This window comes from Micromonospora sp. DSM 45708 (genome assembly GCF_039566955.1).
Taxonomy (GTDB): Bacteria; Actinomycetota; Actinomycetes; order Mycobacteriales; family Micromonosporaceae; genus Micromonospora.
Map to the genome: position 1 here is coordinate 193352 of NZ_CP154796.1, position 21822 is coordinate 215173.

Here is a 21822-nt window from a genome sequence, read left to right on the forward strand (position 1 = left end):
AAGAGGGGGCCCCTCCTTACCGCTGCACCTCGCGGAGCGGGCCGCGTACGGACGGCTTGCCGTCGGTCCAGACCAGCTCGTTCAGCCAGACCTGGCGGCCCGGGTCGGTGGTGCCCTCCTGGCCGGGCGACCAGGCGTGATAGAGCAGCCAGGTGCGGCCGTCCTGCTCGACGAGCGAGGCGTGCCCCGGCCCGGTGGCCACGTCGTTGCTGGCCAGGATCGGGTTCTCCGACGCCTTCACGCACGGCCCGGTGGGGCTCTCGCAGACCGCGTACCCCTCGGCGTAGACGTCCTTGTCGTAGGCGTTGGCGGCGAAGAACAGGAACAGCTTCCCGTCGTGCCGGTGGAAGAACGGCCCCTCGATCAGGGTGCCCTCCCACGGCTCGGTCTGCCGCAGCAGCTTCGTCGCCGGGCCGGTCAGCCGCAGCCCGTCCGGCGTCAGGCGCTGCGACCAGAGCCAGGTGTCCACGCCGATCGCGTTGCCGTCGTTCTTCCACAGCAGCCAGAGACTGCCGTCGGTGTCCCGGAACGGGCTGGCGTCGATCGAACCGCCCAGCTCCGGCTGGCAGACCAGCGGCTTGTCGGAATCGTCCGCGTACGGCCCGAGCGGCGTGTCGGCCACCGCCCGGCCCAGGCACTGCCGGCCGGACGCGCGGTCGGCCACCGTGTAGTAGAGGACGAACCGGTCCGGGGCGAGCTGGATCGCCTCCGGCGCCCACGTCTTCCCCCCGTCCGCCCAGTCCGGCAGCTCCGGCAGCGCGTCACCGGCCGGGGTCCACTCGACCAGGTCGGGCGAGGTGAGCACCGGGACGTTCCGGCCCCCGGCGTTGGTGTGGAACAGGTACCAGGTCTCGCCGACCCGGATCGCCTGCGGGTCGGGGGCGTCGGTCCGCACGACCGGGTTGGTGAACACGCGTGCGCCCTCCGGCGTACTCGATGGGGTGGAGCCGCCGCCGCAACCGGCGGCGAGCAGCGCGGCGAGCAGCGGCGCGGTGGCCACCGCCACCGCGCCGCGCCGCCGGAGCCGGCCGGTCATCCCTTCAGGCCGCTGCGGGAGACGCCCTGGATGACGTGACGCTGGGCGAACACGAACAGGATCAGCACCGGTACGCTCGCCAGCATCGCGCCCGCCATGATCACCGGATAGTCGGTCACGTACGCGCCCTGGAGCAGGCCCAGGCCCGCCGGCAGGGTCAACCGCTCGGGGCTGAACAACACGTACACCGGCCAGAGGAAGTCGTTCCAGTTGGTCAGGAACGACAGCACCGCGAGCGTGGCCAGGGCCGGTTTCGACAGCGGCAGCAGCACCTGACGGAAGATCTGCCACTGGTTCGCCCCGTCCAACACCGCCGCCTCCTCCAGCTCCGCCGGGATGGAGAGGAAGAACTGGCGCAGGAAGAACACCCCGAACGCGCTCGCCGCGCCGGGCACGACCACCACGGTCAGCGTGTCGATCCAGCTCAGCTTCTCGGCGATGATGAAGTTCGGGATGATCAGCGAGGTCGGCGGCAGGAACAGCGTGCCGACGATCAGCGCGAACAGCACGCCGCGACCGCGAAACCGCATCCGGGCCAGCGCGTACGCGGCCATCGACGCGGTGACCAGCACCAGCAGCGTGTGCAGGGTCGCCGCCAGCATGCTGTTGAGGAACCAGCGCAGCACCGGGTTGGCGGTGTTGTTCAGGATCTGGTCGTAGCCGTAGGTGGAGAACGGGTTCGGCAGCCAGCTCGGCGGGACCTGCTGGGCGGCGTCGTACGTCTTCACCGACGTCAGCAGCATCCACACCAGCGGGGTCACGAAGACCGCGGTGATCAGGAGCAGCACGGCGTAGCGCAGCACCGGACGGACTTTCGACATGGTCGGCCCCTCAGTCTTCCCGGTAGCGGAACAGCCGGAAGTTGACGATGCTCACCACGGCCAGCATCAGCGCGAAGAACACGCTCATCGCGGCGGCCCGACCGGCGTCGTAGTCGCGCAGGCCCTCGTCCACGATCCGCCAGACCACGGTCCGGGTCTGCTCGCCCGGCGCGCCCTGGGTGATCAGGAACGCCTGCCCGAAGACGTTCGCCGAGGCGAGGATCGTGGTGGTGAAGACGAAGAGCATGACCGGGCGCAGGCCGGGGATCGTGACGTGGCGGAACCGGTCCCACCCGCCGGCCCCGTCGACCTTCGCCGCCTCGTACAGCTCGGCGGGGATGTCCTGGAGCCCGGCCAGGTAGATCACCGCGTTGAAGCCGCACGTCCACCACACCGTCACACCGACCAGGGAGACCCAGGCCCACGGCACGTCGGTGACCCACGGCGTGTCCGAGGGGAGCCCGACCAGACCGAGCAGCCGGTTGACCAGGCCCAGGTTGGCGTCCAGCAGGAACCGCCAGAGCAGGCCGATCACCGCCACGCCCAGCACGTACGGGGCGAAGAACGCGGCCCGGAAGAACGTGCGCCCGGGGAACGAGCGGTTGAGCAGCAGCGCCAACCCCAGCGGGATGACCACCAGCAGCGGCACCGAGAACAGCGTGAAGATGCCGGTCGCCCGGACGCTGGACCACCAGTCCCCGTAGATCGCCGATTCGCTGGAGAAGAGATCCCGGTAGTTGTCCAGCCCGATGAACGGCCGGTTGGGCAGTTGCAGGTCCCACTGGTGCAGGCTGATCCAGAGCCCGAACAGGATCGGCGCCAGACCGAAGACGCCGAACAGGATCAGGTACGGCGCGAGGAAGAGGTACGGCGTCGTCCGGTTGCCGCGTTCCGTCGCGCGCCGGCGCCGGGTACGCACCGCCGGGGGCGGCGCGCCGTCACGCGCCGCCCCGACCTCGATCACGTCCGCCACGACGGATCAGTTCCCGTACTTCTTGCGGTTGTCCTCGAGCTGCTTGTTGGCCTTGGCCACGCCGTCGTCGAGCGCCTGCTTCGGCGACTTCTTGTTCAGCGCCGCCTCGTTGAAGGCGTTGTAGAACGTCAGGATGACCTCGCCGAGGCCCGGCGTGGCCGGCGGGAACGCCGCGTACTCCAGCTCCGGGGCCAGCGCGTTGACCTCGGTGAGCGCCGTGAAGTCAGCGCTCTCCCGGACCTCCTTGCGGGCCGGCACCTGGCCGCCCTTGGCCCAGTCCAGCGAGTGCTCGCTCAGCCAGTTGATGAAGACCTTGGCACCGGAGACCTTGTTCTCGTTCGCCGAGCGCTGCTTGACGATGGTGAAGTTGTGCGAGTTCGCCCAGGCGGCCTTCTGGCTGCCGATCTGGGGCAGCGGCGCCACGCCCCACTGCACGTTCGGGCTCTTCTTCAGATCGTTGATCTGCCAGATGCCGTTCCAGTTGAAGGCGTTCTTGCCGCCCTTGAACGCCAGGTAGTCGGCGTCCTGGCCGACGTTGGCCGGCGAGAAGCCCTGCTTGACCATGTCGACCAGCCAGGTGCACGCCTCGACCGCCGGGTCGGAGTTGAACGTCGCCTTCGCCACCTCGGCGTCGAAGAGCGTCCCGCCCCACTGGTGCAGCAGGCTGTAGAACGTCATGCCGCCGGTGAACTGGAACGGGCTGACCCAGAAGCCCTGCACGCCGGACTTCTTCAGCTCGGTCAGCGCGGCGGTGTACTCGTCCCGGGTGGTCGGCGGCTTCTCCGGGTCCAGGCCGGCCTTCTGCATGACCGCCTTGTTGTAGTAGAAGCCCAGCGGGTGCATGTCCAGCGGGATGCCGTACCGCTTCTCGTTGTAGAGGCCGCCCTTCCACACCGTGGGGGCGAAGTCGCCCTCGCTGAGTTCCAGCGTCTTGGCCACGTCGTCCAGCTCGCTGATCGTTCCGCGGGCGGCGAACGTGGCGAGCTGGTCCATGTGCATGACCGCGATGTCCGGCCCACTGCCGCTGGAAACCGCGCCGGGCAGCTTGCTGTAGTAGTCCGCCCACTCGTAGGTGACCACGCTGACCGCGATGTTCTGGTGCTCGCTGTTGAACTGCTGGACGAGCGTCTTGAAGATCTCGCCGTCGCCGCCGGTGAAGCCGTTCCACAGCTTCAGGTCGACCTTGGGGCCGGTGTAGTCCTTGCCGCCGTTGCCGGCCGTGCCGGCCCGGTCGGGACTGCTGCTGCCACCACCGCAGCCGGCCAGTGTCAGCGAGGCCGCCGCGCCGAGGCCGACGCCGAGGCCGAGCAGGCGCCGCCGGCTCAACTCGTTCTGGATCATGCGAACTCCTTGGGGGACGGATGTGGAGTATGGCCTGGTCACTGCTGGGGCGTGAAGCGCAGCAGGTTCCAGGAGGTGGCGGGCAGCGCCACGGAGCAGCGCCCGCCGTCGAGGGTGGGGGTGGTGAGCTCCCGGGGCGTGACCCGCTCGGGGTCCGCCTCGGTGTTCGTGGCAGCCGGGTCGTCCCCGGCCGCGAGCGTGGTGTGCGCCGTCCCGCGCAGCCCCGGCAGGCCGCGCAGGTCCAGGTCGAGCGGGAGGTCGTGCGGACCCCGGTTGACCGCGAAGACGGCCAGCTCGCCGGTTTCCTCGTCGTGCACGGCGACGGTGTCCAGCACCGGCACGTCGCCGTACCGCTTCGTGGCGTACGTCGGTCCGACCGGTTCGGTGCGCAGCACGGTGCCGCGCGCGTACCGGGCGGTCAGCGCGAACGGGTGGAAGATGCTCTGCCGCCAGGCGGGACCGCCGGTGCGGGTGCGGATCGGGGCGATCACGTTGGCGAGCTGGGCCTGGCAGGCCACCCCGACCCGGTCGGCGTGCCGGAGCAGCGTGATCAGCAGGTCGCCGACCACCACCGCGTCGTCCGCGGTGTAGTCGTCCTCGATCAGCGCGGGCGCCTCCACCCAGCCGCGCCGGTCCAGGTCGGCCTGGAGGCGCGACTGGTACCAGACGTTCCACTCGTCGAAGGAGATCTTCAGCTTGCGCTTCTGCCGCAGCTTGGCGCCGACGTAGTCGGCGGTGGCGGTCACCTCGGTGATGAACGCGTCCATGTCGACGGCGGAGGCGAGGATGCTGGCCCGGTCCCCGTCGGAGGGGTCGTAGTAGGTGTGGGCGGAGATGTAGTCGACGTGCTCGTAGGTGTGCTCCAGCACGGTCGCCTCCCAGCCGGCGAACGTGGGCATGCCCCGGTTGGAGCTGCCGCAGGCGATCAGGCTGATCGACGGGTCGACCATCTTCATCGCGCGGGCGGTCTCGGCGGCCAGCCGGCCGTACTCGTCGGCGGTCTTGTGGCCGACCTGCCACGGCCCGTCCATCTCGTTGCCGAGGCACCACAGCCGTACCCCGTACGGCTGCTCGGCGCCGTGCTTGCGGCGCAGGTCGGACAGTTGGGTGCCGCCCGGGTGGTTGGCGTACTCCAGCAGGTCGCAGGCCTCGGCGACGCCCCGCGTGCCGAGGTTGACCGCCATCATCGGCTCGACGTCGGCCTCGGCGGCCCAGGTCATGAACTCGTTGAGCCCGAACGCGTTGGTCTCGATCGTCTTCCAGGCCAGGTCGAGCCGACGCGGACGGTCACCGACCGGGCCGACGCCGTCCTCCCAGCGGTAGCCGGAGACGAAGTTGCCGCCGGGATAGCGGACCACCGAGACGCCCATCTCCCGGGTCAGGTCCAGCACGTCGCGACGGAAGCCGCGCGGGTCGGCGTCCGGGTGCCCCGGTTCGTAGACCCCGCCGTAGACGCACCGCCCCATGTGCTCGACGAAGGAGCCGAAGATCCGGCGGTCGGCCGGACCGACCCGGAACGCCGGGTCGACCGTGAGCTGCGCGTTCGGCACGGATGCCACCTTTCCGTCGGAGCTGTTCCCCGGTGACCGTGGTCACCGTGCCTCTGGTTTCTACAACGTTGTAACCCGCAATGTAAAGAGGTCGTTACGTCGTCGTGACGCGGTAGAGTGCGGCCGGAGTGCTCAGCGGGGAGGAAGTTCAGTGCGGCACAGGCTCAAGGACGTGGCGGAGCGGGCCGGCGTGTCGGTGAAGACCGTCTCGAACGTCGTCAACGGCTACCAGCACGTGCGCGCCGACACCCGGGCCCGGGTCGAGGAGGCCATCGCCGAGCTTCACTACCGACCCAACCTGTCGGCCCGCAACCTGCGCAAGGGGCGCACCGGCGTGATCGCCCTGGCCGTGCCCGAGCTCGACATCCCGTACTTCGCCGAACTGGCCCGGCACGTGGTCGCCGCCGCCGCCGAGCACGGCTGGACGGTGCTGATCGACCAGACCGGCGGCGGCCCGGAGCAGGAGCGCAAGGCCGCCAGCGGGATCGGCGACCACATGATCGACGGCCTGATCCTCAGCCCGCTCGCGCTCACCGCCGACGACCTCGTCGGCCTCGACGGCCTGCCCATGGTGCTGCTCGGCGAGCGCGTCGACCACGGCCCCGCCGACCACGTCATGATCGACAACGTGGCCGCCGCCCGGGAGATCACCGCCCACCTGGTCGGGCTCGGCCGCCGCCGGATCGCCGCCATCGGCTCCCAGCGCACCCCCGAGGGCGCCAGCGCCCGGCTGCGCCTGGCCGGCTACGCCAGCGCGTTGGCCGAGGCCGGCATCGAGTACGACGACAGCCTGGTGGCGCCCGCGCCGGCCTGGCACCGCGCGGACGGTGCCGCCGCCATGCGGCACCTGCTCACCGCCGAGGTGCGCCCCGACGCCGTCTTCTGCTTCAACGACACGCTCGCGCTCGGCGCGCTGCGCGCCCTGCACGAGTCCGGCCTGCGCGTGCCGGATGACGTCGCGGTCGCCGGCTTCGACGACATCGAGGACGGCCGGTTCTCGATCCCCACGCTGAGCACGGTCGCCCCGGACAAGGAGCGCATCGCCCGACTCGCCGTGGAACTGCTCGCCGGCCGTCTCGGCCCCGACCGCGAGGCCCCGCCGCGCGAACTGTTCGCCCCCCACCGCCTGGCCCTCCGAGAATCCGCCCCCTGACCCCCCTCCCCGCCCCTCTCTCCCGCCCCTCTCCCCGGCGATCTTGCAGTTCGTGCCCCGACATTCGGGTCATATGCCTCACCCGCGGGGCCCAGAGTGCAAGATCAGCGAGGTGGGTTCGGGGGTGGGGTGGGTGAGGGATCAGTCGAAGAAGCGGGCCAGGTGGGAGGGGGGCGGGGCGGGGGCGTTCGGTGGGAGTGGGGTCAGGTCGGCGAAGACGGAGGCGCCGTCGCAGCCGACGTGCAGCGGATACCAGCGCGGGGTGCCGGGCGGGCGCTGACCGCAGATGCCCTTGAACGTCTGCACGTCGAGCAGACGGACGTGGGTCGGGTCGGCCACCGCGTTGACGTGCCGCCACCAGGGGCTCATCACGTGCAGTACGCCGCCGGGCCGGAGCACCCGGTGGCACTCGTCGAACAGCGGCAGAAAATCGATCAGGTGCTCGACGATGTGCACCGCGAAGAACACGTCCACCGAGTCGTCCCGCAGCGGCAGCGAGCCGGACAGATTGGCGACCGCGTCCACCCCCGGCGCCGGGTAGATGTCCAACCCCAGGTTGCCCGGCCACTGCTTGGTGGCACCGCAGCCCAGGTCGACCACGACCGGCGGTCGACCGGCCACGCCGACCCGGCACCAGACCCCGAGCACCCCGGCCAGCCGGCCGATCAACTCCCGTACCAGCCGCAGTTCCGCCGGGTCGGCAACCTCCCCGGTCAGGTGGGCCACGCCCCGGTCGAAGCGCACCTCGACGGTCGTGCCACGGAGCCGCTCGTCGTGCCGGGCCAGGTCGGCCCACGCCTCGGCGAGGAAGCCGTCGGCCTGCCGGAGCCGCTCACCCGAGAGCGCGGCCTGCCCCATCGCCACCATGCGCCACCTCCGGCCGCGCGTTACCCCCATTCCGCCCGGATACACGCCGGCCTCCTGCTCAAGCCCACCTCGCCGCCCCGCCGGTCACCGCCCCCGACCAGCCCGGTCGGCCTGCCTCGTCCGGCCAACCCGCTCGCCCGGCGTGTCTGCCCCGACCAGCCCGGTCAGCCCCGGCTCGTCCAGCCAGCCCGGCTCGTCGGGCCGACCGCGGCCAATCCGGCTTCCCGAATCCCGCCGTTCTGGGCCCGGTGCGGCAACGCAGGCATCCGCACACCGGCGCGCCCGGTGTGAAGGGCACAGCAGCAGCCGCCGCCGGTGCGCCGCATGGGTCGGCCCTCCTCCCGATCGGGCCGCCAATCCAATGGCCACTCGAACCGGATATGCCTCCCAGGCATATTTATGCCTCTGCGTCATATCGCTCCCCCCAGTAACCCCTTCCGGAACGGCAACACGCCGCAGGCGAAGTGAATCCAGACGGTGATCAAGGAGTTTGCGTCGCCAGAGGCTCCCGTCGGTGACCTGAACTCCTTGGTCAACTCCGATAGGGCCGGTCAGGGCTGGCGGGAGCGCCGTGCCCTCGTGTGTTGACCATGAGGTTGGCGGTGACAAACGGGCGATGGCTGCGGCCAACTTCATGATCAACGCAGAGGGAGGGCGAGAGGGAGGGGGCGGGGGGGTGTCCCTATGGGTTTCGTCAAGCAGCGATTGAGGCGGTTGGGCGGGGTTGGTAGGGGATCTTGTCGCGGAGCATGGCGAACAGGACGTCGCAGCGGCGTCGGGCGAGGCAGATGAGGGCGGCGTTGTGGCGTTTGCCCTCAGCTCTCTTGCGGTTGTAGTAGGCCCTGCTCACGGGGTCGGCGAGGGCGGCGAACGCGGCGAGGAAAAGGGCTCGTTTGAGGTTCTTGTTGCCGCCTCTCGGTGGGTGTTCGCCGCGGATGCTGCTGCCGGATCGTCGGGTCACGGGGGCAAGCCCGGCGTAGGCGGCGAGGTGGCCGGGGGTGGGGAAGGCGGTGCCGTCGCCGACTTCGAGCAGGATCCGGGCGGCGGTCCTGACGCCGATGCCGGGCATCGAGGTCAGGACCGGGGCAAGAGGGTGCGCATCAAGCATCCCCTCGACTTGGGTGGCGACCTGGTCGCGTTGGCGAAGGGTCTCGCGGAGGCTGTCGGCGAGGCGGGGCAGGATCGTTTCCGCAGCCTGGGTGCCGGGGACGGTGACGGTCTGCTCGTCGAGGGCGGTCATGATCTGCTCGACGAGTCGGTCCCCCATGCGGGGTGCGTGGACGGCGGCGATCGAGAGCAGTTTGCGGCGGCCGGCCTTGCGTAGACCAGCCGGTCCACCGCAGCGTGACAGCAGCTCCAGCACGGCCCTGTGCTGCACCTTCGGGCCGAGAACCCGTTCCAGGGCGGGATGGATCTGCGTCAGCAGGCCCCGGATGCGGTTGGACACGCGGGTGGCTTCGCCAGCGAGGTCGTCGTCGAAGCCAACCAGGACTTCCAGCTCAGCCAGGGTCTCGTCGCCGGTGTCGACCCGCCGCAGTGTGTGCGGCAGAGTGCGGGCCGCGTCAGCGATGACGTAGGCGTCGCGGGCGTCGGTCTTCGCCGTGCCGGGGTGCAGATCGGCGATCCGCCGCATCGCCAGTCCGGGCAGGTAGGCCACCTGATGCCCACACGCCCGAGCCACCGCGACCGGCAAGGCGCCGATCGAGGCGGGCTGGTCGACCACGACCAGGACTCGACCGTGACGGGCGAGTTTGTCGAACAGTTGCCGCAGCCGGACCTCGGTATTCGGCAACGCCGCGTCGTGCAGCCGCTTGCCGTCCGGGGCCAAACCGACCGCGTGATGATCACCCTTACCGACGTCCAAGCCCAGGAAGACGCCGTATCCGTCGTGCACCAAGACCCGCCTCCACGCATCGCATCGTGGCCTCGGCCGCAGTCAGGGCGTCGGACTGCCGGCAGCCACGTTACGAAGAGACCTACCCCGAACACGGGTGGCCGTGTCCCTATCAGCGGTCCACCGACGCCACCCGACCCGGCGACAACACCCCCCGGATCATCCGAACGACAGGGGCAGGAAGTCATACCGGGCCGAGCGACCGAGAGTCCCCGGCTGGGGACGATCAAAAAGGTAACGGGTCAGGTGGGGAGGGTTCGGCGGGTGGGGCGGGAGGGGCGCATGCGCTGGCGGGGCTGGGGGGCCGCGGACTTCGGGCGCTTCAGGTGGTAGCGGTGCAGCTCGTTGTTGCCGGCCAGGGACGGGTCCTCGCTCATCGCCACCAGTTCCCAGCCCTGGTCGCCGGCCCGGTTCAGGTGGGCCAGCGCGGTGTCGCCGTACGGCGTGACGTCGATCATGGAGCCGTCCGGGCCGTACCAGATGAAGACGATCTCCCACCCGACGTCGTTGGTGACCGGCTGGCGACGGCGGACCAGCAGCGCGTACTCCCACTTGAGCATGACGTCATTGTGGCCCCGGACCAGCCGGTCGGCACGGATCAGTCCTCGGCGATCCGTCCGTCGGTGACGCGCAGGCGCCGGTTCACGCTCACCGCGTCCAGCATCCGCCGGTCGTGGGTAACCAGCAGCAGCGTGCCGGGATAGGTGGCCAGCGCGGACTCCAGCTGCTCGATCGCGGCCAGGTCGAGGTGGTTGGTCGGCTCGTCGAGCACCAGCAGGTTGACGCCGCGCCCCTGGAGCAGCGCCAGCGCCGCCCGGGTCCGTTCGCCGGGGGAGAGCGTCGCCGCCGGCCGCAGCACGTGGTCGGCGCGCAGGCCGAACTTGGCCAGCAGCGTGCGTACGTCCGCCGGGTTCAGCTCCGGTACGGCGGCGGCGAACGCGTCGAGCAGCGGCTGGTCGCCGAGGAACAGCCCTCGCGCCTGGTCCACCTCGCCCACCACCACGCCCGGCCCCAGCGCGGCGTGCCCCTCGTCGAGCGGCAGCCGTCCCAGCAGCGCGGCCAGCAGCGTGCTCTTGCCGGAGCCGTTCGCCCCGGTGATCGCCACCCGGTCCGCCCAGTCGATCTGGAGGTCCACCGGGCCGAGCGTGAAGCCGCCCCGGCGTACCACGGCTCCTCGGAGCGAGGCCACGACGGCGCCGGCGCGGGGCGCGGCGGCGATCTCCATCCGCAGCTCCCACTCCTTGCGCGGCTCCTCGACCACCTCCAGCCGCTCGATCAGGCGGGCGGTCTGCTTCGCCTTCGCGGCCTGCTTCTCGGTCGACTCGGTGCGGAACTTGCGGCCGATCTTGTCGTTGTCGGTGGCCTTGCGCCGGGCGTTCTTCACGCCCTTCTCCATCCAGGCGCGCTGCGTCCGGGCGCGTGCCTCCAGGTCGGCCTTCGTGTCGGCGTACTCCTCGAACTCCTCGCGGGCGTGCCGGCGCGCCACGGCGCGTTCCTCCAGGAAGGCCGCGTAGCCGCCGCCGTAGTGGTTGACCTGCCGTTGGTGCAGGTCCAGCTCGACGATCCGGTTGACCGTGCGGGTGAGGAACTCGCGGTCGTGGCTGACCAGCACCGTGCCGGCGCGCAGCCCGGTGACGAAGCGTTCCAGCCGGTCCAGCCCGGCCAGGTCGAGGTCGTTGGTGGGCTCGTCGAGCAGGAAGATGTCGTAGCGGCTGAGCAGCAGCGACGCCAGCCCGGCGCGGGCCGCCTGCCCGCCGGAGAGCCCCGTCGTCGGATGGTCCAGGCCGACGTCGAGGCCCAGCTCGGCCGCGACCTGTTCGGCCCGTTCGTCCAGATCCGCGCCGCCGAGGTCGAGCCAGCGTTCCAGGGCATTCGCGTACGCGTCGTCGGCGCCGGCCGCGCCGGCGGTCAGCGCCTCGGTGGCGGCGTCCAGCGCGGCCTGCGCGGCGGTCACGCCGGTACGCCGGGCCAGGAAGTCCCGGACCGTCTCGCCCGGCCGACGTTCCGGCTCCTGCGGCAGGTAGCCGACCGTGGCGCCGGGCGGGCTCAACGCCACCGAACCCTGCTCGCGGGGCTGGAGCCCGGCGAGCGTGCGCAGCAGCGTGGACTTGCCGGCGCCGTTCACCCCGACCAGGCCGATCACGTCGCCGGGCGCGACGACCAGGCTCAGGTCTTCGAAGAGGAGACGGTCACCGTGGCCGGCGGTGAGATCCTTGGCGATCAACGTGGCGCTCATCAGGTCACCGAGCCTACCGGCGCGCGCATCCGGATTACCGTGACCCGCGCTCGGGCGGGAACACCGCTGAGGGACACTCACAGCCGTGGCGACCACACTGGCGATCGACTGCGGGGGCGGCGGGATCAAGGCCTCCGTGCTGGACGCCGCCGGCACCATGCGAGCCCGTCCGCTGCGCGTGCCCACGCCGTACCCGCTGCCCCCGACCCTGTTCGTGCGGACGCTGTTGGATCTCGGCGCCCGGCTGCCCACGGCGGACCGGCTCACCGTCGGCATGCCCGGCATGATCCGGCACGGCGTCGTGGTGGCCACCCCGCACTACGTGACCCGGGCCGGGCCGCGCAGCCGCGTCGACCCGGAGCTGGTCGCGGAATGGTCCGGGTACGACGCGCGCGGCGCGCTCGCCGAGGCGTTCGGGATGCCCGCGCTGGTGCTCAACGACGCCGAGGTGCACGGCGCCGGCGTGGTCGCCGGGACCGGGTGCGAGCTGGTGCTGACGCTCGGCACCGGGCTGGGCAGCGCGCTCTTCGACGGCGGGACGATCGCGCCGCACCTGGAGCTGTCGCACGCGCCGGTGCGGTGGAACACCACCTACGACACGTATGTCGGGGAGCCGGAACGGCGGCGCCTCGGTGACGCGTTCTGGTCCCGGCGGATCCGGCAGGTGGTGGACGGCCTGCGGCCGGTGTTCCACTGGGACCGGCTCTACCTGGGCGGCGGCAACTCGCGGCTGATCCGGCCGGAGCAGGTGGCCCGGATGGGAGACGATGTCGTGGTCGTCCCGAACACGGCCGGAATCGTGGGTGGTGTCCGGGCCTGGGACCTGGTGGGCGACAGGTACGACCCCACGCCCTGATCCTTACCCCGTGGAACACTCGCGCTTCCGCCGGTGTTGTGCCAGCGTCGGACAAAGGGCTGACGCGACACGAGGAGGTGGGTCGAGTGGACCTTCTGGCGGAGTACCGGCGGGCGACCATGTTCTTCGACTCGGGGGACCCGACCGGAGCGGCCCGGCTGCTGGAGCCGATCATCGAGGCGGAGCCCGACAACTCCTCGGTACGGCAGTTGCTGGCCCGGGCGTACTTCCAGTCGGCGCAGCTCAACCGCGCCGAGGCGCACCTGCGTGAGCTGGTCGACCGGGACCCGAGCGACCACTACGCGCACCACGTGCTCGGTCGGACGCTGGAGCGGATGAACCGGCCGGCCGACGCGCTGCGGCACCTGCGCATCGCGGCGGCCATGCACTCCACCAACGCCGACTACACCACCGCGCTCAAGCGGGTCGAGGGTCGGGTCGGTCGTTAGTTCTGTCGAGGGGCAGCCCGGGTGGGCTGCCCCTCGGCGTACCTAGGATGTGAACCGTGAAGCTCAAGCTCGATCTCCACGACATCTACAACAAGGGCCACGACATCGACCGCGCGCTGCGCGGGATCATGGACGAGGCGGTGGCGAAGAAGGCCACGCTCGTGGAGATCATCCCGGGCAAGGGCTCCGGCGCGTTGAAGAAGAAGGTGCTGCGCTTCCTCGACCAGAAGGACGTGAAGCAGCTCTACCACCGCGTCGAGAAGGACTCGAAGAACTTCGGCCGCCTCTTCGTCCACTTCCGCTGGAAGTAATATCCGCCAAGCCGTGACGGGCCCGTCCGGAGAGTCATCGTCGATCCGGGTGGCGCATCCGCCTCCGATCGACGGGTGGACGTTTGCCCGGCGGACCATCGGGAGACCTGTCGGTCATGTTCGAGGACTTCACGGACGAGCGGATCGACGTCGGAGAGGTGCAACTCCGCGTTCGCCATGCCGGGCACGGCCGTCCGGTCCTTCTCATCCACGGCCATCCGCGCACCGGGTCGACGTGGCATCGGGTCGCACCGCAGCTGGTTGACCGGGGCTTCACCGTCGTCTGCCCGGACATGCGCGGCTATGGCCAGTCCGGGAAGGCGCGCGTCCTTCCCGACCATGCCCAGCAGTCCAAGCGCGCGGTGGCGGCGGATCTGGTCCGGCTGATGACCGCTCTCGGTCATTCGAGATTCGCCGCTGTCGGGCACGACCGCGGCTCTTACGTGGCGCTGCGCCTGGCACTGGACCATCCGCAGGCGGTGAGTCACCTGGTCGTCCTCGACGGTGTACCGCTCAGCGAGGCCCTCGCCCGCTGCGACGCCGGCTTCGCCCGCGCCTGGTACCACTGGTTCTTTTTCGCCCAGCCCGACACGCCGGAGCGGGTGATCAACGCCGATCCCGATGCCTGGTACGCCAGCAAGGCGCGGCCCGACAACATGGGAGCTGAGAACTATCGGGAGTTCCGGCAGGCCATCCACGACCCGGCCACGGTGCGGGCGATGTTGGAGGACTACCGCGCCGGCCTCGGAGTCGACCGGGAGCATGAGGAAGCCGACCGGCGCGCCGGTCGCACCGTGGCGTGTCCGACGCTCTTCCTCTGGTCGAGCCGGGATGACATGGCGGACCTGTACGGTGACCCGCTCGCGATCTGGGCGGCGTGGGCCGACGATCTCCGGGGCCATCCGATCGAGTCCGGACACCACGTCGCCGAGGAGAACCCCGACGACCTGACCGCGGCGTTGCACGGCTTTCTCGCCTGACGATTTCGCCGCGTTCGTTCGGGCCGCTCGGCGGTTGATCCACTCACCTCGCCGAGGTGGCGGTGTCCCGGTCGCTCGAATGCCGCCTACCTCGCGGGGCTGGTGGATCGTGCCGGTCTACAGGTCCCGCACGGCGACCGTCTGGCCACCGCTCTGCTCACCGGTGGGGCGGAAGCCCAGCTTCAGGTAGAACGGTTCCGGACCGCCGACACGGGGCTCCCAGGTGACGTACGCCCGGTTGCCGCCTCTGGCTCGGATCTCCTCGCACACCGCGTCGACCGCGAACCGGCCGAAGCCGTGGCCCTGCGCGTCGGCCGCGATGTTCAGCCGCCAGAGGCCGGCCCGCAGGTCGTCCGGGTTGTCGCCCCACGGAATGTCGAAGAACGCCATCAGGAAGCCGACCAGCCGATCTCCGTCGTAGACCAGCCTCGGCCAGGCGTGCTCGGGGAAGACGTACGCCTCGGCCAGCGACTTGACCACCGGCGCCACCAGATCCTCCTGGTCGGGGTGCACCGACAGCGCGAGAGCCGCCTCGTAGTTGTCGGGGGTGATCTTCTCCAGCCGCATGCGGCGCAGCGTAGCGAGCATGGTGCGCGCCCGGCCAGGAGGCTATTGATCTGCCAAACGGTACCGCGTGGTACAGTACGGTACATGACGACGATGACGCTACGAGAGTTTCGCGACGGCGTTGGTCGCGTGCTGGAAGCGGTCGAACGCACCGGCGAGCCCGTCATCATCACCAAGTACGAACGACCCGTCGCCGTGCTGGTGGGCATCGACGAGTGGGAAGAGATCGAGGCGTTTCGGGACCGTCGGGACTCGCAGGTGATCGCTCGGTCCCGCGCGGACGGTCAGTTCGTGCCGCTTTCTGCTGCCCTGGAGTCGCTCGGGGTCGACCCGAAGGAGGTGGAGGCCCTCCTGGCCGACCGGGCCAACGGTGAGGCGGCATGAAGGTCCAGATCGACCGTGACGTGCTGGTGTGGTTGCACAAGCAGCCGCGGAACATCTTCCTCACTGTCCTGAGCGCGATCCTTGGTTTGATTTCCGATCCCGCGCCGCAGAACTCCACCGAGATGCGTGACGGATCTGGGCGTCGTCTGCGCGTCGGTGACTACCGGGTGCTCTATCGCCTCGATGGCGACGACTTGACCATCCACGCCGTCGGACACCGGAAAGACGTCTACTCCTGATCCGCTCGTGTCAGCCCGGGTGAGTTGATGGGCTGCGATCTTTGAATCCGGGTCAGGAGAGCGGGAACCCAGTGGTTCCCGTACCGGTGTTGGAGGTCTGTCAGCCGCCAGTCGTCGCCGGTCACGATCCGACGGCAGCGCGCCGAGCCGCATCCGCACGCCATGACGAAATCGGCGGTGCCGGTGCTGGTGCCGTAGTCGTTCGTCAGTTCCTCACCGGCTGCGACGTCCCGCCGGGTGACCAGGGTGAACGGCGCGTCCCACCACAGATTCGGGTCGCAGCCGTGGTTGCCCTTGCCGTTGGGGCGACCGGGTGGGAGGACCAGATGCCGGTCCTCCCACACCGTGATGGTGTCGATGTAGGGGCGGTCCGGTCGGGCGAGCAGGTCACGTAGTTCTGCGTCGGTGACGAGTCGACCGCCGAGCCGGGACGCCGGCGTCCCGGCGGGGAGGGGAGCGCAGGCGAACAGGCCCTCACCCGAGATCCCGGACGGACGGACCTCGACGTCCGGGTGAAGCCAGCAGTCCGGTTCCGGAGCGTTCCACACCCGTCCACCTTCGCCCCGCTGCCCAGGCGACTCAAGCGGCGACAGCGTCAGTCCTCGTCGGCCGGGCCGGGACGGTTCTTGGCGATCCACGATCGAACGGCCCTGCCGTCCCAGACGCGGCCCATCTTCAGGGTGACGAGCGGGTCGGGGAATCCCTTCCGACCGACGATGATCGTGGCCCGCTGCTTGCTGATCCCGCCCAGCAGATCGCGGATCTCATCCAACCCGAGCAGCTCCACGATCCGACGGTATGGCCTCAGGGTGTTGCATAAAGATAAACAGGGCAAGACAACTCCCGAGGGGGTTGTACAAAGACAACTCCATGTGATGCGATGAGGCGGTGACGGACCACGGACCTGTTCTGCCCCTCTGGACGTGTGCCGGGTGCGACCTGCCCTGGCCCTGTCCCGCACGTCGCCGCGAGCTGCTGGCCGAGTTCCGCTGTGCTCGGGTGTCCCTGTCGATCTACATGGCCTCACATCTGCTGTCCGCCATGCAGGATCTGAGCTGGGCCTCCGCTGGTGCTCTCCACCGCAGGTTCCTCGGTTGGCTGTCGTGAGCGCGATCAATCCCGGTGACGAGAAGTTCCACTACTCCGACAACTCACACCGGTGGATTCCGCCGGACCCCGACTTCCCTCAGGACGTGTGGGACGAGATGGTCCGGCAGCACAAGGAGAAGCACCTCCGGCCACCCAAGCGACCGGGCGTCGCGCGCCGTTCGATCTGACCTCGCCCCAGCCCCCGGTGGTGATCGGGAAGCCGGGGCGACAGCAGATCAGGCTGGTCGGCGTACCCGGTAGGCCAGGTGGGTGACGCCGACGCCTTCCACCACCCGGAACGGCCCGTCGAACTCCACCGGCGCGATGCCCAGCCCGGAGAAGAACGGGATCCCGTCGCCGAGCAGCACCGGCACCAGGTCGACGTGCACCTCGTCGAGCAGCCCCGCCTCCAGCACCTGCCGCGCGATCGTCCCGGCGTTCACGCCGACCTCCTTGCCGCCCGCCAGGGCGCGGGCCCGCTCGACCGCCCGCTCGATGCCGTCGGTGACGAACACGAAGGACTCGCCTTCGGGCGCCCAGCCCGCCGGCACCTGGTGGGTCACCACGACCACCGGCATGTCCAGCGGGTGCCGGCCGCCCCAGCCGCTTGTCAGGTCGAACAGCGTGCGGCCGACGACCAGCGCGCCGGTGCGCTCGGTCAGCGCCCGGATGTGTGCGGCGCTGGCCGCCGACGTCCGGAACGTCATGTTGGCATGAGCCGTCGGCACCGCCACGTCGCCGTTGTTGTACCACTGGAAGAGGTGGTCGAAGCCGCCGTGCGACGAGTCGGCGACGTAGCCGTCCAGGGACATGGTCGCGCCGGTGGTCACCTTGCTCATCGTGTGCTCCTCGGGTCGCGTGAACCAGCTTTCACCCGGGGGTAGAAGCCGAACGACCCGTCCTCGACATCCGGCCGGAAAAAAGTTCAGCGGCGGGGCCGCAGCCCGTCGAGCGCGGTGGCGACGAGCCGGTCGGTGTATTCGGTCGTGAGCGGTCCGCCGCGGTGGAGCCAGCGTTGGAACACGGGGCCCCAGATCAGGTCCACCGCCACGTCGAGGTCGACGTTCTCGGCGAGTTGTCCGGCTTGTTGGGCGCTGCGCAGGCGCTGCCGTTTGGCCTCCCGCAGCGGCCCGTCCAGCCGTTCGGCGTAGGTCGCCGCCAGCTCGGGGTCGTGGGCGATCTCGGTCGCCAGCGCGCGCATCGGTTGCTCGTACCGGGGGTCGGTCAGTTCCGCCACGGTGGCGCGGAGCACCCCGGTCAGGTCGGCGGCCAGGTCGCCGGTGTCCGGGAGCCGCACCGGCTCGCCCTCGGCGCCTTCGCTGAGCATGAGGAACGCGTCGAAGACGACCGCGCCCTTGGACGGCCACCAACGGTAGATGGTCTGCTTTCCCACGCCGGCGCGGCTGGCGATGCCCTCGATGCTGATCTTCGCGTACTCGACCTCCCGTAACAGCTCGAAGGCCGCGGTGAGGATGGCGCGGCGGGAGGTCTCGCTCCGGCGGGCCGTGTTCGGCGGCGTCATGAGCAGCACCATATCAGCGAGACGAACCGTCTCGTCTTGACGAATGGGGGGTCAGGGTGGAGAGTCGAGACGGACCGTCTCGTCTCATCAGCCGAAGGGGAACGCCGACATGCGGACCTGGTTCATCACCGGCGCCAGCCGCGGCCTGGGCCGCGCGTTCGCCGAGGCCGCGCTCGACCGGGGTGACCGGGTGGTCGCCGCCGCCCGGACCGTTACCCCGGACGACTTCGACGCGCGACACGGCGACCGGCTGCTGGCCCAGACCCTCGACGTGACCGACCGGGCGGCCGTCTTCGCCGCCGTGGCCACCGCGGTCAAGCACTTCGGGCGGCTCGACATCGTCGTCAACAACGCCGGCAATCTGTCCATGGGCATGGTCGAGGAGTTCACCGAGGCGGAGGCGCGCGCCCAGTTCGAGGTGAACCTCTTCGGCGCGCTCTGGGTCAGCCAGGCGGTGCTGCCGCACCTGCGCGCCCAACGGTCCGGCCACATCGTGCAGGTCTCCAGCATCGCCGCCCTCGGTGGCTTCCCGAGCACGGGCATGTACAGCGCGAGCAAGTTCGCCCTGGAAGGCATGAGCGAGGCCCTCGCGATGGAGGCGGCGGCCTTCGACGTCAGACTCAGCATCATCCAGCCGGGCGGCTACTGGACCGACCTCTACACCAGCGTCAGCGCCACCAACCCGATGGACGCGTACGCGCCGCTGCGCGCCGAGTTGGCGCGACAGTGGGCGGAGGACTCGGTCGACAGCGAGCCCCGGCTGGCCGCCGAGGCTCTGCTGCGACTCGTCGACAGCGACGACCCGCCGCTGCGGCTGCTGCTCGGGAGCATGGTGTACGACCTGGCGTTCGACATCGCCCGCCGGCGGATGGACACCTGGGCCGGCTGGGAGCGGGTCAGCCGCGCCGCCGAGCACGCGGTGCCCGCCCCCGGAACGGCCCGCTAGAGCGCGTACGTCTGCGCCACCGCCAGCATCTCCGAGGTGTGCGAGCCGACCACGCCCACGTTCCCCGGCCGCTGCCGGAAGCCGGGCAGCGTGGACAGCCCGTCGCTGGCGTCCATGGCGCGCAGGTTGACCGTGTCGGCCGAGGTCGTCAACGTCAGCGTCACCTCGACGCCCTCCGGCGGCGGGGCGTGGAACACGATCCCGAAGCCCCACCGGCCCTCGCGCGCCTTGACCGGCACGTCCCGCCCGGCCACCGAGGCGGACCGGACGGTGGCGGTGCGCGTGTCCACGTGCAGCGTGAGCAGCCGTACCGTCCGCTGCGGCGTGACCCGCACCCGCAGCACCCGCTGGTCACCGTTGCGGGTGTCGGCGAGCGTCTCCAGCTTCGGCGCGGGCAGCGACGCCGCCGGGGCCGGGCCGGCCCGCAGCTCGCCGTCGCCCAGGCCGGGGAAGTCGTCGGCCACCGAGATGGTCCGGTCGACGTAGCGGTCGGTCCAGGGCTGCGGGATGTCCTCGTGACTGAGCCAGGCCGCCTTCTTCGAGCCGGCGTCCAGCGCGTACATCAGGTGGGTGGGCACCGGGTGTGCGTCGTCGAAGCGGTCGACGGCCAGGCCGACCCCGGCGAGCGTCACCGCCGCCACGAACGCCGCGCCGGCCGGCAGCGCGCCGAGGCGGCGGGCGCGCAGCGCCAGCATGCCCCGCTGGCCGCCGGCGCGCGGGTGCAGCAGGTCCACCACGGGCAGCAGGGCCAGGCCGAGCAGCACCGCGACCAGCGCGGCCACCGCGCCCATGCCCATGCCGAGCGCCGGGAACAGCAGCACGACCGGGGGCAGCAGCACCACCACGGCCACCGCGCCGGCCAGCGTCACCGCGACCACCGGCCACGGGCCGTCCAGGCGGGTGGCCAGCGCCGCGAGGCCGGCGACGGCGCCGGCCAGCGCCGGCAGGGTCGTCAGGTACGCCCCACCGGGTACGAGCACGGCGAGCAGCACGCCGAACAGGGCCAGCCAGAGCAGCCCGCCGAACGCCAGCGCGGCCGGGCCGACGCGGCGGCGCAGCAGCGCGTACCAGCAGAGGAGCACCGTGGCGGCGAGCGCCACCACGGCGAGGCGGTACCAGACCGGGCGGTACGGGTCGAGCAGTTCGGCGTACCCCGGTCGGATCGTGGTGATCGCGGCCCAGAGCAGCCAGGCGCCCAGCGGGGCCACGACGACCGGCACCAGGGCCAGGCCGGCGCCGGCGGCGAGCGTGCCGGCGGTGGCCCGGCCCCGGCGGCGCAGCAGCCAGCCGAGCGCGCCGACCGCGAGCAGCGCGGCCACCGCCAGCGGCAGGGTCAGCCCGCCCGGGTAGCGGACCAGCCCGCCCGGCACCGGGAAGTAGGTGTCGTCGTGGCCGGAGCGCAGGTCGCCCAGGTCGGTGCGGCCGAACTCGCGGGCCAGGCCGAGCGCGTTGTCGCCGTGCATCTGGAGGCTGCCCCGGTCCATCCGGGCCGGCACGTCCAACGGGGTGTGGTAGATCGCGCCGCCGTCGATGTAGGCCGAGTTCAGGCCCACGAAACGGGCGTCGCCGAACGCGGTGAAGTCGGTGTCGTTGGGCAGCGCCCGGTAGATCTCCACCGCGAACGACGTGCCCACCGGGTGCGGCGCGGCCCGGCCGAACACGTCCACCAGCTTCGCGTTGTTCCGGGACGTCTCGAACATGATCACCGGGCCGGTGGAGCCGCGTGCCTCCAGGTTGAGCACCACTCCGCCGTCGGCGGCGAGCGGGTGGTCGGCGGCGAAGCCGGCCGCGCCGCACAGGCACGCCTCCTCCGCGTCGGTGAGCACGAAGACCACGTCGTTGCGGGGACGCGGGCCGGTGGTCAGCGCGCGGGCCACCTCCAGGATGGTGGCGGTGCCGGCCGCGTCGTCGTTGCCGCCCGGCCCGGTCTGCACCGAGTCGTAGTGGGCGACCAGGAAGACCTTGCCGGTCGGGTCGGTGCCGGGGAGGCGGGCCACCACGTTGCGCACCCGGGCCAGCGTCGCGCCGCCGGCCGCGCCGGACAGTTGCCCGGCCTCGGGCGCCACCGCGTCCTGCACCTCGGTCTCCAGGCCCAGCCCGCGCAGCGTGCCGACCAGGTGCTCGCGTACCCGGTCGTTGGCCGCGCTGCCGGCCACGTGCGGCCGGGCCGCGATCACCTCGACGTTCCGGTACGCCCGCGCGGCGCTGAACTCGCCGGCCGGCGCGTCGGCCGGGCGCGGCGCCGGGGTGGACAGGGTGACCAGGACGCCCGCTCCGACGGCGAGCAGCGCGACCAGCGCGGCGACGGCGGCGGGCAGGCGGCGGCGGGGCTTGGCGAACGCCCGGTCGGCGGGGCGGGTGGGGGGTGCGCCCACGGGGACTCCTCGGGGGTGGATCTACGGGGTGGGCATCATCCTGCACCCCCGGCGGTCGTGGCGGCACTCCCCGGTCGGTGCGCTGCCGAACGGGCAGCGCTCCCGCGTAACATCGGGGGTCGGCCGCGTCGCTGTCCGGGTGAACGGGCTCACCCAGTCGCCTGTGCCGACGGCGGTCGTACGGTGTGCGACCGTTTGTCTTAGCCTGGATCGCCCACGGCGCTCGGAAGGAG

Annotated in this window: 23 protein-coding genes and 1 pseudogene; 9 read left to right on the forward strand and 15 right to left on the reverse strand. The window is 71.1% G+C overall.

Annotation, left to right across the window (positions count from 1 at the left end; all coding sequences use genetic code 11):
- Positions 1 to 16: 16 nt before the first annotated feature.
- From VKK44_RS00975 to arfA, 5 genes are read right to left on the reverse strand one after another with little or no spacing between them, the layout of a single operon-like run.
- The gene (locus tag VKK44_RS00975) at positions 17 to 1036 is read right to left on the reverse strand and encodes a glycoside hydrolase family 43 protein (protein ID WP_343444920.1); all 1020 of its coding nucleotides are present in this window, start codon (positions 1034 to 1036) and stop codon (positions 17 to 19) included.
- Complete coding sequence (locus VKK44_RS00980; RefSeq protein WP_343444921.1) at positions 1033 to 1857, reverse strand: carbohydrate ABC transporter permease; 825 nt, start codon at positions 1855 to 1857, stop codon at positions 1033 to 1035. Before VKK44_RS00980 ends, VKK44_RS00975 begins: the two co-directional genes overlap by 4 nt.
- Before the next feature lie 10 nt (positions 1858 to 1867).
- Positions 1868 to 2830: a carbohydrate ABC transporter permease gene (locus VKK44_RS00985; protein ID WP_343444922.1), complete on the reverse strand. Its 963-nt coding sequence runs from the start codon at positions 2828 to 2830 to the stop codon at positions 1868 to 1870.
- Between the two features lie 6 nt (positions 2831 to 2836).
- Positions 2837 to 4171 (reverse strand): ABC transporter substrate-binding protein, encoded by a 1335-nt coding sequence (locus VKK44_RS00990; protein WP_343444923.1) that lies wholly within the window; start codon positions 4169 to 4171, stop codon positions 2837 to 2839.
- Positions 4172 to 4209: 38 nt separating this feature from the next.
- Entirely contained in the window at positions 4210 to 5721 is a 1512-nt protein-coding gene (gene arfA, locus VKK44_RS00995) for an arabinosylfuranosidase ArfA (protein WP_343444924.1), read from the reverse strand.
- 151 nt (positions 5722 to 5872) lie between these two features.
- On the opposite strand from arfA, the gene VKK44_RS01000 reads away from it, so the two are divergent.
- Positions 5873 to 6874 carry a LacI family DNA-binding transcriptional regulator gene (locus VKK44_RS01000; protein ID WP_343444925.1) on the forward strand — a complete coding sequence of 334 codons (1002 nt, stop codon included), beginning with the start codon at positions 5873 to 5875 and terminating at the stop codon, positions 6872 to 6874.
- Between the two features lie 141 nt (positions 6875 to 7015).
- On the opposite strand, the gene VKK44_RS01005 is transcribed toward VKK44_RS01000, so the two are convergent.
- The 4 genes and pseudogenes from VKK44_RS01005 to VKK44_RS01020 all read right to left on the reverse strand — a co-directional run bounded on the left by VKK44_RS01005 (position 7016) and on the right by VKK44_RS01020 (position 11871).
- On the reverse strand, positions 7016 to 7741 hold the full coding sequence (locus tag VKK44_RS01005) for a methyltransferase domain-containing protein (protein ID WP_343444926.1): 726 nt from the start codon (positions 7739 to 7741) through the stop codon (positions 7016 to 7018).
- A gap of 694 nt (positions 7742 to 8435) precedes the next feature.
- Positions 8436 to 9635, reverse strand: coding sequence for an IS110 family RNA-guided transposase (locus VKK44_RS01010; RefSeq protein WP_343447622.1), 1200 nt, complete (start codon positions 9633 to 9635; stop codon positions 8436 to 8438).
- A 308-nt stretch (positions 9636 to 9943) separates the two neighbouring features.
- Positions 9944 to 10195, reverse strand: a pseudogene (locus VKK44_RS01015) (hypothetical protein); the annotation flags it as partial.
- A gap of 38 nt (positions 10196 to 10233) precedes the next feature.
- Positions 10234 to 11871 carry an ABC-F family ATP-binding cassette domain-containing protein gene (locus VKK44_RS01020; RefSeq protein WP_343444928.1) on the reverse strand — a complete coding sequence of 546 codons (1638 nt, stop codon included), beginning with the start codon at positions 11869 to 11871 and terminating at the stop codon, positions 10234 to 10236.
- A gap of 85 nt (positions 11872 to 11956) precedes the next feature.
- On the opposite strand from VKK44_RS01020, the gene VKK44_RS01025 reads away from it, so the two are divergent.
- From VKK44_RS01025 to VKK44_RS01040, 4 genes are all read left to right on the forward strand, one after another.
- Entirely contained in the window at positions 11957 to 12727 is a 771-nt protein-coding gene (locus VKK44_RS01025; RefSeq protein ID WP_343444930.1) for an ROK family protein, read from the forward strand.
- Between the two features lie 86 nt (positions 12728 to 12813).
- On the forward strand, positions 12814 to 13176 hold the full coding sequence (locus VKK44_RS01030; RefSeq protein ID WP_343444931.1) for a tetratricopeptide repeat protein: 363 nt from the start codon (positions 12814 to 12816) through the stop codon (positions 13174 to 13176).
- Between the two features lie 56 nt (positions 13177 to 13232).
- Entirely contained in the window at positions 13233 to 13487 is a 255-nt protein-coding gene (locus tag VKK44_RS01035) for a Smr/MutS family protein (protein ID WP_013288724.1), read from the forward strand.
- Positions 13488 to 13603: 116 nt separating this feature from the next.
- Positions 13604 to 14467 (forward strand): alpha/beta fold hydrolase, encoded by an 864-nt coding sequence (locus VKK44_RS01040; protein ID WP_343444932.1) that lies wholly within the window; start codon positions 13604 to 13606, stop codon positions 14465 to 14467.
- A gap of 117 nt (positions 14468 to 14584) precedes the next feature.
- On the opposite strand, the gene VKK44_RS01045 is transcribed toward VKK44_RS01040, so the two are convergent.
- Complete coding sequence (locus VKK44_RS01045) at positions 14585 to 15034, reverse strand: GNAT family N-acetyltransferase (RefSeq protein ID WP_343444933.1); 450 nt, start codon at positions 15032 to 15034, stop codon at positions 14585 to 14587.
- A gap of 84 nt (positions 15035 to 15118) precedes the next feature.
- Between VKK44_RS01045 and VKK44_RS01050 the strand changes: the two genes are divergently transcribed.
- On the forward strand, positions 15119 to 15418 hold the full coding sequence (locus tag VKK44_RS01050; RefSeq protein ID WP_343444934.1) for a type II toxin-antitoxin system Phd/YefM family antitoxin: 300 nt from the start codon (positions 15119 to 15121) through the stop codon (positions 15416 to 15418).
- Positions 15415 to 15657: a type II toxin-antitoxin system RelE family toxin gene (locus tag VKK44_RS01055; protein ID WP_107161860.1), complete on the forward strand. Its 243-nt coding sequence runs from the start codon at positions 15415 to 15417 to the stop codon at positions 15655 to 15657. The genes VKK44_RS01050 and VKK44_RS01055 overlap by 4 nt, the downstream gene beginning before the upstream one ends.
- Here the strand turns inward: VKK44_RS01055 and VKK44_RS01060 are convergent.
- Positions 15648 to 16205: an SET domain-containing protein gene (locus VKK44_RS01060; RefSeq protein WP_343444935.1), complete on the reverse strand. Its 558-nt coding sequence runs from the start codon at positions 16203 to 16205 to the stop codon at positions 15648 to 15650. The genes VKK44_RS01055 and VKK44_RS01060 overlap by 10 nt on opposite strands.
- Positions 16206 to 16252: 47 nt before the next feature.
- Positions 16253 to 16444, reverse strand: a complete 192-nt coding sequence (locus VKK44_RS01065; protein ID WP_343444936.1) for a hypothetical protein — start codon at positions 16442 to 16444, stop codon at positions 16253 to 16255.
- Positions 16445 to 16760: 316 nt separating this feature from the next.
- Between VKK44_RS01065 and VKK44_RS01070 the strand changes: the two genes are divergently transcribed.
- Positions 16761 to 16934: a hypothetical protein gene (locus tag VKK44_RS01070; RefSeq protein WP_343444937.1), complete on the forward strand. Its 174-nt coding sequence runs from the start codon at positions 16761 to 16763 to the stop codon at positions 16932 to 16934.
- A 48-nt stretch (positions 16935 to 16982) separates the two neighbouring features.
- On the opposite strand, the gene VKK44_RS01075 is transcribed toward VKK44_RS01070, so the two are convergent.
- Together VKK44_RS01075 and VKK44_RS01080 are read right to left on the reverse strand one after the other, a co-directional pair.
- Positions 16983 to 17585, reverse strand: coding sequence for a dihydrofolate reductase family protein (locus VKK44_RS01075; protein ID WP_343444938.1), 603 nt, complete (start codon positions 17583 to 17585; stop codon positions 16983 to 16985).
- 86 nt (positions 17586 to 17671) lie between these two features.
- The gene (locus VKK44_RS01080; protein WP_343444939.1) at positions 17672 to 18268 is read right to left on the reverse strand and encodes a TetR/AcrR family transcriptional regulator; all 597 of its coding nucleotides are present in this window, start codon (positions 18266 to 18268) and stop codon (positions 17672 to 17674) included.
- 109 nt (positions 18269 to 18377) lie between these two features.
- On the opposite strand from VKK44_RS01080, the gene VKK44_RS01085 reads away from it, so the two are divergent.
- On the forward strand, positions 18378 to 19214 hold the full coding sequence (locus VKK44_RS01085; RefSeq protein WP_343444940.1) for an SDR family oxidoreductase: 837 nt from the start codon (positions 18378 to 18380) through the stop codon (positions 19212 to 19214).
- On the opposite strand, the gene VKK44_RS01090 is transcribed toward VKK44_RS01085, so the two are convergent.
- Positions 19211 to 21589 (reverse strand): M28 family peptidase, encoded by a 2379-nt coding sequence (locus VKK44_RS01090; protein ID WP_343444942.1) that lies wholly within the window; start codon positions 21587 to 21589, stop codon positions 19211 to 19213. The two genes, VKK44_RS01085 and VKK44_RS01090, sit on opposite strands and share 4 nt — an antisense overlap.
- Between the last annotated feature and the right edge of the window lie 233 nt (positions 21590 to 21822).